Genomic DNA, 13,775 nt, shown 5'->3' with positions numbered 1-13,775 from the left:
ACAAGGTGGCAAATGTCGCGGAGGACAAGGATGTTCTGATGACGAAAACTGTCATTAGGGGAATGGTATAATCATTCAAACGCCACAACAAGGACAGCAAGATGATCCACCACGAACGCAGCCTCGACATTGATACCCGACCCGAAGATATCTGGGCCATTTTGAGCCGGTTCATGCATATCGACGATTTCGCCCCGCAGGTGACATCAGTAGATGCGCTAACACAAGGTGCGGATGGGGTGGGATCGAAACGACGATGCCATTTTGAAAATGGGACGTCTCTGGTCGAAGAAGTCACGGATTGGCAAATCAACCGGGGCTACCGTGTCCGCTTGTCTGAGATGTCTGCAATGCCTCTGACCCAAGCACATGCAGCAATCGCCGTTGAACCCCTTGCCAACAACCAATCCAGAGTAGTCTGGAGCATAGATTATCAAATGAAGTTTGGCCCATTGGGATGGCTGATAGGGCAGACTGTGCTGAAAGCGATGATGGGGCGTGTCCTGGGTGACAACCTGAAAGCGCTTGAAGAAAAGGTGCGTTCGGATCAAATTCCGGATCATCGGTTTGCGTATTACTGAAACTGCCGTTTCTAGATCGGATCAGGTCTTGCAGTTGGACAAAATAAGAACAAATGTAGGGGCCTGACCCGGAGCCTGCCCATGCCTTACGCCCATTCCGACAAGACTCAGCTGACTGCTGATGACGTCCGCGCCCGCCTGAAACTGGAAGGCGGTAAAGAATTCGTCATGCATACCGAGTTCTCACCGGCAGGCGACCAGCCCACCGCGATCAAAGAGCTGACCAACGGTATCTTCGACGGCGAAAGAGAACAGGTCCTGCTGGGCGCGACCGGGACGGGCAAGACCTTCACAATGGCCAAAGTGATCGAGGAAACCCAGCGACCCGCCATCATCCTTGCGCCCAACAAGACACTGGCGGCGCAGCTCTATGGTGAGTTCAAAGGTTTCTTCCCGGAAAACTCGGTCGAGTATTTCGTGTCTTACTACGACTACTACCAACCCGAGGCCTATGTCGCGCGCAGCGACACCTATATCGAGAAAGAATCCCAGATCAACGAACAGATCGACCGGATGCGCCACTCGGCCACGCGCGCGCTGTTGGAACGCGATGACGTAATCATCGTCGCCTCAGTGTCGTGCATCTACGGTATCGGCTCGGTCGAAACCTATGGGGCGATGACGCAGGACCTGAAGGTCGGCGGTGAATACAACCAGCGCCAGATCATGGCCGATCTGGTCGCCCAGCAATACCGCCGAAATGATCAGGCCTTCCAGCGGGGCTCGTTCCGGGTGCGGGGTGACAGCCTGGAAATCTGGCCCGCCCACCTTGAAGATCGCGCTTGGAAATTCTCGTTCTTCGGTGAGGAATTGGAAACCATCACCGAGTTCGACCCGCTGACCGGTGAACGCGCCGCGAATATGGAACAGGTGCGGGTTTACGCCAACTCGCACTACGTGACCCCGAAGCCAACGATGAACCAGGCGATCATCGGCATCAAGAAGGAACTCCGCATCCGACTGGATCAACTGGTCGGAGAGGGCAAACTGCTGGAAGCGCAACGTCTGGAACAACGCACGAATTTCGATCTGGAGATGTTGGAGGCCACCGGCGTCTGTAACGGAATCGAAAACTACTCGCGCTATCTGACCGGTCGCGCGCCGGGCGAGCCGCCCCCGACCCTGTTCGAATTCATCCCCGACAACGCCATCGTCTTTGCCGACGAATCCCACGTCAGCGTGCCGCAGATCGGCGGCATGTACCGGGGCGACTATCGGCGTAAATTCACCCTGGCCGAACACGGGTTCCGCCTACCATCCTGCATGGACAACCGACCCCTCAAGTTCGAGGAATGGGACGCCATGCGCCCGCAATCCGTGTTCGTTTCTGCCACGCCTGCCAAGTGGGAGATCGAACAGACCGGCGGCGTCTTCACCGAACAGGTGATCCGCCCCACCGGCCTGCTGGATCCCGAGGTCGAAATCCGCCCTGTCGGCATGCAGGTCGACGATCTGCTGGACGAGGTGCGCAAGGTCGCCGCCGATGGCTATCGCACGCTGGTCACCACCCTGACCAAACGCATGGCCGAGGACCTGACTGAATACATGCACGAACAGGGCATCAGGGTCCGTTACATGCACTCGGATATCGACACGCTGGAACGCATCGAGATTCTGCGTGACCTGCGGTTGGGGGCCTTCGACGTTCTGATCGGCATCAACCTGCTGCGTGAGGGGCTCGACATCCCGGAATGCGGGCTGGTGGCCATTCTGGACGCCGACAAAGAAGGCTTCCTGCGCTCGGAAACCTCACTGGTTCAGACCATTGGCCGCGCCGCGCGGAACGCTGACGGGCGGGTGATCATGTATGCCGACAAGATCACCGGTTCCATGGAGCGCGCGCTGAACGAAACCGATCGCCGCCGCGCCAAGCAGATCGCCTATAACGAAGAACACGGCATCACCCCAGCAACGGTGAAGAAAAACGTCGAGGATGTTCTGGCCGGTCTCTACAAAGGCGACGTCGACATGAACCGCGTCACCGCCACCATCGACAAACCGATGCACGGCGCGAATCTTGAGGCGCATCTGGACGGGCTGCGCGACAAGATGCGCAAAGCTGCCGAGAATCTGGAATTCGAAGAGGCCGCCAATATTAGGGACGAGATCAAACGCCTGGAAGCAGTCGATCTGGCCATCGCCGACGACCCCATGGCGCGCCAATGGGCGGTCGAGAAAGCCTCGGAAGACGCGGTGAAATCGCGTGGACGGTCAACGGCTGGCAAGCCGGGGCAAAGGGGTGGGAATGTGAAGCGGAGGAAGCGGTAGGCATGCCCGCAACTGAAAGTTGCAATACGACAAAAACCGATAGATGATCGTCGCCAATTGAACTTCTGGAGATCATTGATTTGCCGATTGTTATTCTCATCCTGACCGCTATTGGCGGCGCAATATGGTGGTGGATTCGCAACAACCCGAGAGAAGCGCTCAACACGGCGCAAGACGTTGCGACAACCATCAGGAATGCGCCCAGAAGACTGGCTTTTCGAAGTGTCGCCAACGCCCATCCTGTCGAGGGGATCGACGATGATCGCATTGCAATCTGTGCAATATCTCAGGCTTTTATTGAGCTGGATGACCTGCCCACTTCTGAGCAACGTCAACAGCTCCACGTTCTTTTGCGCACGAAACTGCGCTGTTCTGAGGAAGAAGCAAAGGAAATGGAAGTTCTTGGCCGCTGGTTGATGACACAGTGCAACGGCCCCAGCGATGCGGTACCAAGACTGGGGCGTCGTCTGAGAAAAATTGGCTCTGGGCAATCTTGGGACCGTTTGCAGGAAGTGTTGACGCCGTTGGCCGGAAACCAGCTTTCCCGATCTCAGATAGGGGCAATCGAGGACCTCAAACTTGCTCTTAAAGTAAGCTGATCGTTGAGTCCGCCTTCGATCATATGTCGTCTCCGGGGCAGAGTTGGCCCCTGTTTGCGCGACTATGAAGGGGTCCGCTTCGGTAGCGTCTTCACCAACGGCACCAAAGGGAAGCTTCTCTTTCTGCTTTTTTCATTGCTACTCACATTCTTTGAACCCGGTTATTGGGCCCATCCGCGCGCTCCATATGTTTTGGTAGGTTTTCTCCTACTGCTTTTTGCACGCGAGCTGTTGAGCCTGATCGCTATTGCTTTCGCCCGGGTCATTTACCGCTCGCAAAGCTAGTTTTGAGCGAGCGCGTGATGGAATTTACAGACACTTCAAACTTGCAGCCCAGCGCGCACTCCTCCACGTTTGAAATCACAAATTGTGAGGCCAAACGGTTGCCATGACGAACTCGTGTACCCTGCCCGGCACGCATTAGGTCCAATGCGCCTTTCACCGGGTGAAGGGCACGCGCTTTGCGCTGGCCGAAGGTCGGGCACGTGCCCTCGGACAAAAGGGGCGGGGATGTCCCCGCCCAAACCGTTACCCCTTATCCCAGTGCGCGACCACGTCATAGCCGACGGGGGTCGGCGGGCTTTCCATGAACTCGGCGAAATGGCCCCACAGCTCGGCCACTTTGGGTGCGTTTGCGTTCGAGGTCGCCTCGCTTTCAACAACCGAGATCACATAGCCCGACCCGTCCTCGTTCATCACATTGGTAAAGCTGTGCATGCCGGGCATGCCCATGATTTCTGATTTCAATGCGTTCATTTTCGCCGTCGCCATCTCACGCGTGCCGGGCTTCATCTTGAATTGAGTAATACGTGCGAACATGATCTTCCTCCCTCGTCCGGCGATATCGCCATGTGGCGCGGTCGGAACGACCCCGCCGCACGCAACCTAGCACGGCAGCCCGAAATCTCACATTGATACGCGTGATTTGTGGCCATTTTCAACCATACGCCTCACTGTATTTGGGCCACTGACACGCCAGAGTTGCTGCCCAGCGCGGAAGGCTCGACATCTGAATTCACATATTGTGATTCCACAGCCGCAGCCAGATCGAACCCGAACTACCAAAGCGCCGTTCACCGTGTTTGCGGCCTGTACTAATTGCCGGCCTGTGACAAGCCAGCTTTCAGCTTCTCCAGCGTATTCAAAAGGCGGTCTAGGTCAGGTTCGTCCAGCCCGGTATCGGCGATCATGCAGGCGGTGATCTCATGCGCCACAGACCGCAAGGCCGATCCCGCCCCGGTCAGAGAAACAACAACCTGGCGTTCGTCCTCTTTGCTACGGGTGCGGTCGACAAGCCCGTCGGCCTCAAGGCGTTTCAGCAGCGGGGTCAGCGTGCTGGTTTCCATCGACAACGCGTTGGCCAACTCACTGACATTTCGCCGGTCTCTCTGCCACAGCAGGGTCAGGGTGATGTATTGCGGATAGGTCAGCCCTAGCGGGCCGAGGTGTCTCTTATAAGCGCGGTTGATCACATGCCATGACGTATAGACCGCATGGCAAAACATCTCGTCGGTCTTCGGTTGGGTCGGAGAATCTGTCACGGCAGCACCTTCGCTCGCTTATATCGTGCACGATATAATTCATTGACCCACGCCCACAAGGCAGTTTATATCGTGCTCGATATTATTGTACGCGATATAGGAGACAACACATGTCCTGGCTACCAACGCTCATCACCGAGACACCCGAGGAGGGATTTGACCTGGCAATCAAACTATCACGGATGGCGGTTAAGAAGACGCAGCCCAATGACGAGATTCGTCAGCGCCTGAGGCCGATCTACGAAAACGATGCGGACAGCCTGACTATGGTGTCGCATGTCGTGGCGACAAATTACCAGACTGTGGCGGCAGCGAACAACTATTGGCGCAAGTGAGTAAAGGTGAAATGGGCTGGGTGGCGGAAGGAATGACCCATTCCTATACGCCCAGTTCCGCCCGCATCTTCTTGGTCAGCTTGGCCACGACCAGATCATAGGACGTCACGATATGCTCGCGCAGCGACGTGTCGCTCATCCCGCGGTCCTCATAGACCTGCAGCCATTTCATCCCGCGCGAGGCCAGATATGGCGCAGGGCGAATTCCGGGTTCGTCGCTCAGCACCTCAAAGGCCAGTTCAGTGGCTTTGAAGGTGAAGGCGTCCTGACCGTCGTTCCAGCCGCAGATCGCAAATACCTTGCCCCCCACTTTCCACACGTCTGCGTTGCCCCATTGAACCACATGAGAGCTGGCCTTCAGGCCCGCGCAGAAACTGTTGAACTCTGCTCGCGTCATCGGCTCAGCCTCTTTGTTCCGAAGTCCTTACCCACCTGTCAGGGCCTCACGAATTTGGCATTGCCAACGCGTTTTTGAGGGGCAGCGCTTTGTTCTACATTCGGGGCAATCACCCCACAGGCCACACCATCCTGATCGGGATCGTTTTGCAGGTGATAGCCCGGCTCGCCCTCCAGAAACGGACCAGGAAGAACCGAGAGCGCAGCACCACATCCGGCAAGGGCAACAAGATGTAAAACCGCCTCATCACGCTCGAATTCTGAAGTGCGCAACCAGACGCTCAGGGCAATGATGCCTGTCGTCAGCGGCAACATGAGGACCATCAGCAGAATCCGCACCGGTGACAATGCGCGCCGGCGCAGAGCTTCGGCGCGTTGAACACGTTTGGCCGATTTCGGATCCGTGAACAGCGCCTTGGGAGTGGTCTTTTCTGGCTGCATTCCCGATCAATACACCAGTATCCGTGGGATGCCGATACCTAAGGGACAAACATATCTGTGAAACTCTGTCACGATGCAGGACGCTCTACGAACCTGGGCCAAGCAAACAAGACAGACCGGCCAATTTCTTGGCTGCTCGCTTGTGATCTGGCAGAGACCTAACGCACCACGTGCACTGAGCATGCAGCGTGGCGGACAACATGGGTAGCGGTGGAGCCCAAAAGCAAATCCTGCATACCTGGTCGATGAGACGCGATGATGATCAGATCCGGCTTATTCACGTCGGCCCAGTCAAGGATCGTCCGACCGGAATGCCCCTCGACAACGACTCCGCGGGCGCCCGAAATATTTTCCGCCAGCGCATCCAACTCGGCCTGAACGGCCTTGCGCGCATCGTCCAGATACCCGACCGGCATATAAGCGCTGGCATAGGCCGGTATATGTTCGACCACGTGCAGCAGCGTGACCTGTGACTCGGGTGCCGCCAACAGTTGCGCCAGTTTCAATGCGGACGGCATATCACGCGCGTCGTCGAATGATATTGGTACAAGAATATTGTGATACATGGCACGCGCCTCCTTGGTTGCTCAAGTATACTGGTCGATTACCAGACGCGTGACCTTGATCCAGGTCAGGATCAGTTGAAGGTTTCCGCAACATCGTACATGACGGGCTCAAAACTCTTGCACAACTCGTTGATTTTACGGTTTCTATCACGCATTTCTGACGTACGCAGCATGGCCAGAAAATCCTCGCGACGCTCCCATTGCGAATAATTGGCAATCCGGGTCTGGGCGTCGTTCACGTGCAATCCCGCTGCAACAAATCCAGGTTGCTTTGAGATGAAGCTGGCATAGGCATCCGTCAACGCCTCAAGCAGATCCTGGCAGGTGCCAGGCGTCATTTCAAATGTTGTGATTACGGTCTGCACAGTAGCGTTTTTGGAAATCTTTGGCATCTTGAAACTCCCTTGTCTGTCTCAAACCTAACACAGGATTCTGAAAGGTCTTGTGTTTCCTTTTGGCCTAGGCGCGCTCTTTTCAATTCGAAAAATAAACAAAACACTAACACTCCGTTAACCATGCTGACGGAAGCTGCAAGCATGTATCGCATTGCCCTGATATTGCACCTGTTGCTGATGGCCTCTCCTGCCTGGTCAGGTGCATGGCTGCGAGAAAAGGATGCAGCATTCACAGCCGCCTCACTGACAGCTTTTCGACTCCCTGAGGATGGGTACGACTATAAAACCTCTCTCTATGCGGAATGGGGATACAGCCAGAACCTGACGGTCGGCTTTGATTTCGAACAAAACCAAGACCTCTATGGCCATGCACTCATCTTTGCCCGTGTCCCAGTAGCGGATTTGGGCCAATGGGGTCGGTTCGCTGCTGAATTTGGTGCCGGTGCATATCACAAACATGAACGGGCCTGGGCACAGTACAAAGTGACGCTGTCTTACGGCAAAGGATTCCAGAGCGCCTTGGGAAGCGGTTGGATCGCGATTGATGCCGCCATCGAAAACCGAACACATGATGACATCTATCGAAAGCTCGACCTGACAACAGGGCTTTCATCGGACAGGTTGATCAATCCCCTAATCCAAATCGAAACGGCCTACAGGTCTGGGCACTCGATATATTGGAAGGCACGCCCCTCGGTCATGATCCGAACCAAAGACAGTTCTACTACCTGGGTTCTGGGGGTGGAAAGAAATGATGCCCGCAAAAACACGGGCATCAAACTGGCTTTGTGGAACGAATTCTAAGTCCAATCCGTTCCTACATTAATTCCGGCAGACGCCCGCACCGTCAGCGCTCCATCCTCAGGATTGCTGAAACCTCGCCCTTCAGACCCTCAGGCCAGCGTAACTGGATATCAGATCCATCCACCCCGTGCTCCAGCAGGACATAGGGGTGCGAATATTTTGTTGACCCAAGCGCTGTCTTCAAAGGTCCCAGAACGGTAACCGAGTCACAACTGCGCGCCTTGCCACCAAAGGGCAACCGATCCTCAGAAGACACCGTCCACGCCGTTGCAGCTGTGTTCTGTGCGTGCCGTACCCTCAGTGGATTTGCGGTTTTAGCAGTGACACCATGGAACGTATTGTTTTCAAACGTCACGTTCAAATGGGCTGTGTTGTTCAGACCAGCGAATGTCGTGTCCACGCGTTCGGCCCGGTCGATCCCTCCGTTGATGGACCGGAATTTGTTTCCCGTCACGACGACGCCGTTCAGGAAATGCCCGGCGCCATAGGGACGAATGACAATGCTGCTGAACCAGGGCGCGACCTCGTTCGAGTAGAAGATATTGTCGGTAATGCTCATGGCGCTGAATGAGAAGCCAGCGGTGTAAACTGGGTCTGAATCCCGCTCATTTGTCCATTCGACAAAACAGTTATCGACATAGTTCTCGGCGATGGTCGAGCTGTTGTAAGTTCCGATCATGACCAAACCGGCCGAGCTCACCCCCTGAGCGATGCTGTCTCCCTGGAAAAAATGGTTACCCAAGACCATGTTGTTGGTCCCTGCCAGCACCGCAAAATGCAGGAAACGAACCGCGCGATTGTGGCGCAACTTGATGTCATTGGCCGTTGAGTTCAACGCAATCGACTTGCGATCCGAGACGTCAAAGGACTCTTCAGAAGACAGGAACTGACAATTATCGACCAACATGCCCTGACACCCTGTACCGATCGAGGTGATACCGCGATCCAAAGGTCGGCTGATAAAACAGTTCGTTATGGCAAATGTGCTGCCTGACGGCGCAAGGCGGATTGCGCTACAGCGGCCATTGCATTGAAACTCGATCTCTTCCATTCCGAACTTCCGCAACGTGCTGAAACCGCTGAAATCAAGCAGATATTTGAAAGACAAAAAGGTAAATGTCTGCGTCCCGGATGCGTTATAGATCGGCGCGTTCAAAGTGATCTCTCCCGCCCCCTCATCCTTGGACCGGACATAGATCTCGCGGCCAACGCCGCTGCCCTGCACCAGCGCGCCGACAGGAATGTTGGCAACATTCGCAACATTGGTCAAACGCGTTGGGTCCGATGGGCTGTAGGTTGCCAGAGATGTGAATGTCTCGGTGCCCCAGGCCGAACTGCTTTGAACATCGAACTGGCCATTGCGGATGATCCGGCGTGTCGAAAACCCTGTTTGTTTGTTCGGAACCGCCGCTGCCATGTCAATCGGCTCACTCACCGAAATCTTGCGCCCGCCCAGATCCAGCGATTCATGATCCGAGTTGTTCAGCAAAGCCTGAAAGGCCTTTTTGAATGCCAGGTCCTCGGCGCCGAAGGCCGTGATATAGGCTGGCAGGTTAAAGTTCTTCGTCAGCAAGAGCATCTTGTCATCGGGCATTGTGACCATGCCCTCAAATTCAATCTCAGACGAGATCGTCGTGTTTTCCGTCAACAGGTAGGTGCCATCCGAGACAAAGACACGTCGTCCATTCGCTGCCTGATCAGCGGCGACAAACGCTGCTGTGTCATCCGCTACACCATCACCGACCGCCCCGAAATCACGGATATCGACCAGAGAGATCATGTCGCGCAGGAACACATTGGTGACATCCGTAATCTCGATATCGTCGATCCGGACCACAGCGCCGTTGGTGCCTTCAATATCCAGCCCGAAATGCCCGTACAGGGTGGAAACACCCCAAGGCATATCCACACCCGTCCGTTGCCCCGCGCCCACAATCGCAGTGATTTCATGCACGGTGCCGTACCCGGACAGCTGTGTTTCCGGGCCCTGTTCGACCACGCCCGGCACCTGAACATCACCTGCCCCGCCCGCCCAGGCGGCGATACGAACTTCGGGCAAGGGGCCGCTAATCGCTTTTACCCGAGCTTTGATCTGCAAGTAGCATCCCGGCAGCAGCGGTGTCTGGCCCATATAGCGCAGCTGTTGTGTTGCGTTTACCTTCAGGATTTCCAGACATCCGCCAAAATCCGCATCGGCCGGGACATATACGCCGTTCCCCGATCCGTCATAGGTTGGCGAACCCGGAGTACCATCGCCGCTCGACCACACGTTCAGACCGGATGCGAAAACAGGCGGCATGAATACGATGCCGTCAGTGATTGCCTTATTCATAGAAATCCCTTTCCCAATCGCGCTGCGGTCAGTCGCCGTGCGCATAAACCCAGTGCCCAGGGCCACGCACCCCGAACGCAAAAGTCTGAGTATCGAAAAGGAATTAACCGCCGTTCATATCACCGTGACGGTGGTGTTGCGTTACGCCGCCGGATCCGAATTGCCCAAAAGCTGCACGCCATTGATTTTCCAGCCCTCTTCCTGAGGGATCATCTCATAGTCCAGAATGTGAACCTGCCCGTCGCCATCCGTGATCATCACCTTCTGCCACAACGCCCCTGAAATTTCGCGAAGTTCCAGAAACCGCACATCCGCAGGTCGCCAGACCATTGGATAGCCACGCCGGACCATGACCCCGAAATTCTCGGGCGTTCCGAACAGGCGCTGGATGGTGGGGCTGGCAAAGGTAAAGGCGGTTGCGAAATCATCCGCCTTGAATGCCTGTATCTGCCCCGCGATATTCGCCTCGATCTCGGCGTTTTGGGCAAAGGCTCCTGATGCCAGTCCGGCACTCAAAGATACAGCAAGCAATAAACGACGCATGGGGCCACCTCCTGATCGAAGGATAGCCCCACACGCGATCAGGTCAAATCAGACCAGCTCTCCAGCCAGCGCCTTGTCTATCAGCGCAATGGTTTCCGGCACGCCGTAAAGCGCGATAAACCCGCCAAATCGCGGCCCCTGGGATGCGCCCAACAACACCTCGTAGAGCGCGGTGAACCAGCCCCGCATAGGGTCAAACCGCTCGCGCCCGACAGAGTAGACCACCGATTGCAGCGCCTCATCCTCGATCGGTCCGTCATATGCCGCCAGCTCTGCTTTCAACGCCTCCAGCGCTTCGCGCTCTTGATCCGTCGGCGCCCGGTGCTGGCGGGTGGGCTTGACGAAATCGTTAAAGTAGCGGACCGCAAAGCCCGCCGCCTGATCCAGATCAGGATGCGTCTCAGCCGTGGCCTCAGGCGCATAGCGGCGGATGAACCCCCACAGCGCCTCTTTGTCTTCAGCCCCCGAAACCGACGCCAGATTCAACAGCATCGCAAACGGCACCATCAGGGTCGATTCAGGAACCTCCCCGCCGTGGATATGCCACACCGGATTGTTCAACTGCGCCTTCAGCTCCTGCCCCGGATAGGCCCGCAGTTGCTGATGATATTCATCATAGGCCTTGGGGATCACATCAAAATGCATCCGCTTGGCGGTCTTAGGCTTTTGATACATAAAATACGCAAGACTCTCAGTCGGTGCATAGGTCAGCCATTCGTCGATCGAGACGCCATTGCCCGAAGATTTCGAAATCTTCTGACCGTTCTCATCCAAAAACAGCTCATAACTGAAATGCTCTGGCGCACGGCCACCCAACGCCCGGCAGATCGCGTCATAGATCTTTTCGTTGGTGGCATGTTCCTTGCCGTACATTTCAAAATCGACGCCCAGAGCGGCCCAGCGCGCACCGAAATCCGGCTTCCACTGCAGCTTTACGTTGCCCCCCGTGACTGGCAGCGTCCATTCCTTGCCGTCGTCGTCATCAAAGGTGACGGTATAGGTCTCGGCGCAGACCTTTTTCATCGGCACGTACAGAACCCGACCTGTTTCGGGGTGGATCGGCAGGAAGATCGAATAGGTCTGCTGCCGCTCTTCTCGCAGGCTTTTCAACATGATGGCCATTACGGCATCATAGTTGTCGACCGCCCGCTTCAGAATCTCGTCAAACTGACCCGAGCGATAAAAGTCGCGCGCCGAATAGAAATCATACTCGAACCCAAAAGTGTCGAGGAACCGGCGCAACATTGCGTTGTTGTATTCGCCAAAGCTTGGGTATTCGCCGAACGGATCAGGGACCGAAGTCAGAGGACGCTGCAAATGCTCTTCAAGCGCTTCGGGATTCGGCACGTTGCCGGGCACTTTGCGCATACCGTCCAAATCGTCCGAGAAACAGATCAGCTTGGTCGGAATATCCGACAGCGCCTCAAACGCACGCTTGACCATGGTGGTCCGCGCCACCTCGCCAAATGTCCCGATATGCGGCAAGCCGGACGGGCCATAGCCCGTCTCGAACAACACATACCCCTTGTCCGGAGCCCCTTTCTGATAGCGTTTGAGCAACCGGCGCGCCTCTTCAAAAGGCCAAGCCTTGGACGACATCGCGGTTTCACGCAGTTCAGACATTTTCTTTAAGCTCCATCGGGAAAACAGCGTCGGCTTTCGTTTGCCGCCGACCGACCCCTCCTATTGTGCCGGTGCAGCATGAGTCAATAAAGCAAGCTGTTTTTCCTGTCTGGAAACTGGCCTCAGACGACTAACTGATCCAACTTGGCCGCCCAGATGAAATCATTCTCACTAAGGCCGTCAATTTCGTGGGTCGTCAGCTGAACATCCACATATCCCCATCCAAATCTGATGTCGGGATGATGCCCTTGCTGATCGGCCAGCCAGGCGCAAAGGTTTGCCAGATAGGTCGCCTTGGCAAAGCCTTTGAATTTGAAATGACGGCTGAGAGTTTTTGCATCCGCATCCAGCGACCAGTCCGGGGTCAACTGAGCCAGATGCGCGCTTGCCGCATCACGGTTCAAAGCTGGAATGCCGCCGGAACAAGGGGCACAGGTCCGATCCGATAGGGTGCAGGTTTGTTCTGATGTGGTCATGTCCAGCTTACTCCGCCGCTGTTGCCTTTTCGGGAAACTTATTCGGCAACAGGCCCAGTGATTGCGCCTTATGCACATCCGCCAGCAAATCCCGATCGGCGGCAGCAAACAGTTCCTCGGGGTCGTCCAGCACGAAATAGCCCATCTGGTGCATATCAATCCGGTAGGGCGTGCGCAGGATCGTCAGAACGTCAAAGGGATCCCGGTCGGGTATTTCGCTTTCCACCGCGTAGACAAGTTCGGTCGGGGATGAGGCAAGCCCCGATCCCAACGCCTTGATCGCGCCGTCTTGCCTCCGCAGGCCAAATTCGATCGAAAACCAATACAGCCGGATCAGCCAAGCATAGTCCTTTTCACCGGCCTGCACCCCCGCCAATCCGATAGCGTGACTGAAAGCGGCAAATCGCGGATCGCTCAACAACGGAGTATGGCCGAAAATTTCATGAAAGATGTCCGGTTCCTCGATATAATCGAAATCCTCGCGGGACCGGATAAACGAGGCGGCCGGGAAAACCCGGTCGGCCAACATGCCAAAGAAGGTCTTGAACCCGATCAGCGCGGGTACAGGCTGCACTTTCCAGCCTGTCATATCCAGAAGTCTCTCAGAAATATCAGCGCATGATGGAACACGGGTTTTCGGAAGCTCCAGCCGGTCCAGCCCCTCAAGATAATCACGCGCCATATAGCGCTGTATGTTCTCTTGCTGAGCGGCATAAAGATCAGCCCAGACAGCATCCTCTTCGTCGGTATATGTGATGTGACCATCGGCATTGGCCACCTTGGCGACGTATTTTGTCGACTTTGGCATGGAAGCTCCTCCTGAAAAGAGCATAGCCAGCCATCGTGAAAAATTTCATTTGAATGTTTTTCAGGAT

16 protein-coding genes are annotated in these 13,775 nt (G+C 55.8%); 5 read left to right on the top strand and 11 right to left on the bottom strand.

Features of this window, described 5'->3' with window-relative positions; genetic code table 11:
- The first annotated feature begins 101 nt into the window (after positions 1 to 101).
- The 3 genes from AC2FIZ_RS08930 (at position 102) to AC2FIZ_RS08920 (ending at position 3,448) form a co-directional block, all read left to right on the top strand.
- Positions 102 to 581 (top strand): SRPBCC family protein, encoded by a 480-nt coding sequence (locus tag AC2FIZ_RS08930; protein ID WP_281972492.1) that lies wholly within the window; start codon positions 102 to 104, stop codon positions 579 to 581.
- An 81-nt stretch (positions 582 to 662) separates the two neighbouring features.
- Positions 663 to 2,849 (top strand): excinuclease ABC subunit UvrB, encoded by a 2,187-nt coding sequence (gene uvrB / locus AC2FIZ_RS08925; protein WP_271948307.1) that lies wholly within the window; start codon positions 663 to 665, stop codon positions 2,847 to 2,849.
- Between the two features lie 80 nt (positions 2,850 to 2,929).
- The gene (locus tag AC2FIZ_RS08920) at positions 2,930 to 3,448 is read left to right on the top strand and encodes a hypothetical protein (protein ID WP_496790912.1); all 519 of its coding nucleotides are present in this window, start codon (positions 2,930 to 2,932) and stop codon (positions 3,446 to 3,448) included.
- 528 nt (positions 3,449 to 3,976) lie between these two features.
- Here the strand turns inward: AC2FIZ_RS08920 and AC2FIZ_RS08915 are convergent.
- Positions 3,977 to 4,267 carry a hypothetical protein gene (locus AC2FIZ_RS08915; protein ID WP_282021601.1) on the bottom strand — a complete coding sequence of 97 codons (291 nt, stop codon included), beginning with the start codon at positions 4,265 to 4,267 and terminating at the stop codon, positions 3,977 to 3,979.
- Between the two features lie 275 nt (positions 4,268 to 4,542).
- Entirely contained in the window at positions 4,543 to 4,989 is a 447-nt protein-coding gene (locus AC2FIZ_RS08910; RefSeq protein WP_271948315.1) for a MarR family winged helix-turn-helix transcriptional regulator, read from the bottom strand.
- Between the two features lie 110 nt (positions 4,990 to 5,099).
- On the opposite strand from AC2FIZ_RS08910, the gene AC2FIZ_RS08905 reads away from it, so the two are divergent.
- Positions 5,100 to 5,324, top strand: coding sequence for a hexameric tyrosine-coordinated heme protein (locus tag AC2FIZ_RS08905; RefSeq protein WP_142635660.1), 225 nt, complete (start codon positions 5,100 to 5,102; stop codon positions 5,322 to 5,324).
- 43 nt (positions 5,325 to 5,367) lie between these two features.
- Here AC2FIZ_RS08905 and AC2FIZ_RS08900 read toward each other — a convergent pair whose 3' ends face one another.
- The 4 genes from AC2FIZ_RS08900 to AC2FIZ_RS08885 all read right to left on the bottom strand — a co-directional run bounded on the left by AC2FIZ_RS08900 (position 5,368) and on the right by AC2FIZ_RS08885 (position 7,119).
- A complete protein-coding gene (locus AC2FIZ_RS08900) occupies positions 5,368 to 5,721 on the bottom strand; it encodes an MmcQ/YjbR family DNA-binding protein (RefSeq protein ID WP_142635658.1) in 354 nt (117 codons plus the stop codon).
- A gap of 38 nt (positions 5,722 to 5,759) precedes the next feature.
- On the bottom strand, positions 5,760 to 6,161 hold the full coding sequence (locus AC2FIZ_RS08895) for an excalibur calcium-binding domain-containing protein (protein ID WP_496688891.1): 402 nt from the start codon (positions 6,159 to 6,161) through the stop codon (positions 5,760 to 5,762).
- Between the two features lie 158 nt (positions 6,162 to 6,319).
- Positions 6,320 to 6,727 carry a universal stress protein gene (locus AC2FIZ_RS08890; protein WP_281972496.1) on the bottom strand — a complete coding sequence of 136 codons (408 nt, stop codon included), beginning with the start codon at positions 6,725 to 6,727 and terminating at the stop codon, positions 6,320 to 6,322.
- A gap of 71 nt (positions 6,728 to 6,798) precedes the next feature.
- On the bottom strand, positions 6,799 to 7,119 hold the full coding sequence (locus AC2FIZ_RS08885; RefSeq protein ID WP_142635654.1) for an antibiotic biosynthesis monooxygenase family protein: 321 nt from the start codon (positions 7,117 to 7,119) through the stop codon (positions 6,799 to 6,801).
- Between the two features lie 123 nt (positions 7,120 to 7,242).
- On the opposite strand from AC2FIZ_RS08885, the gene AC2FIZ_RS08880 reads away from it, so the two are divergent.
- A complete protein-coding gene (locus tag AC2FIZ_RS08880; protein ID WP_246097186.1) occupies positions 7,243 to 7,926 on the top strand; it encodes a hypothetical protein in 684 nt (227 codons plus the stop codon).
- A gap of 43 nt (positions 7,927 to 7,969) precedes the next feature.
- Here the strand turns inward: AC2FIZ_RS08880 and AC2FIZ_RS08875 are convergent, their stop codons facing one another.
- From AC2FIZ_RS08875 to phhA, 5 genes are all read right to left on the bottom strand, one after another.
- On the bottom strand, positions 7,970 to 10,258 hold the full coding sequence (locus tag AC2FIZ_RS08875) for a glycosyl hydrolase family 28-related protein (RefSeq protein ID WP_281972497.1): 2,289 nt from the start codon (positions 10,256 to 10,258) through the stop codon (positions 7,970 to 7,972).
- Between the two features lie 141 nt (positions 10,259 to 10,399).
- Positions 10,400 to 10,801 (bottom strand): DUF4864 domain-containing protein, encoded by a 402-nt coding sequence (locus AC2FIZ_RS08870; protein ID WP_271948323.1) that lies wholly within the window; start codon positions 10,799 to 10,801, stop codon positions 10,400 to 10,402.
- Between the two features lie 48 nt (positions 10,802 to 10,849).
- Positions 10,850 to 12,424 carry a lysine--tRNA ligase gene (locus tag AC2FIZ_RS08865; protein ID WP_281972498.1) on the bottom strand — a complete coding sequence of 525 codons (1,575 nt, stop codon included), beginning with the start codon at positions 12,422 to 12,424 and terminating at the stop codon, positions 10,850 to 10,852.
- 122 nt (positions 12,425 to 12,546) lie between these two features.
- Positions 12,547 to 12,900: a 4a-hydroxytetrahydrobiopterin dehydratase gene (locus AC2FIZ_RS08860; protein WP_271948327.1), complete on the bottom strand. Its 354-nt coding sequence runs from the start codon at positions 12,898 to 12,900 to the stop codon at positions 12,547 to 12,549.
- Between the two features lie 7 nt (positions 12,901 to 12,907).
- A complete protein-coding gene (phhA, locus tag AC2FIZ_RS08855) occupies positions 12,908 to 13,708 on the bottom strand; it encodes a phenylalanine 4-monooxygenase (protein ID WP_271948329.1) in 801 nt (266 codons plus the stop codon).
- Positions 13,709 to 13,775: the final 67 nt, after the last annotated feature.

The sequence above is a fragment of the Ruegeria sp. CDSB022 genome (genome assembly GCF_059611145.1).
This window is presented reverse-complemented; position numbering and strand designations above follow the sequence as displayed.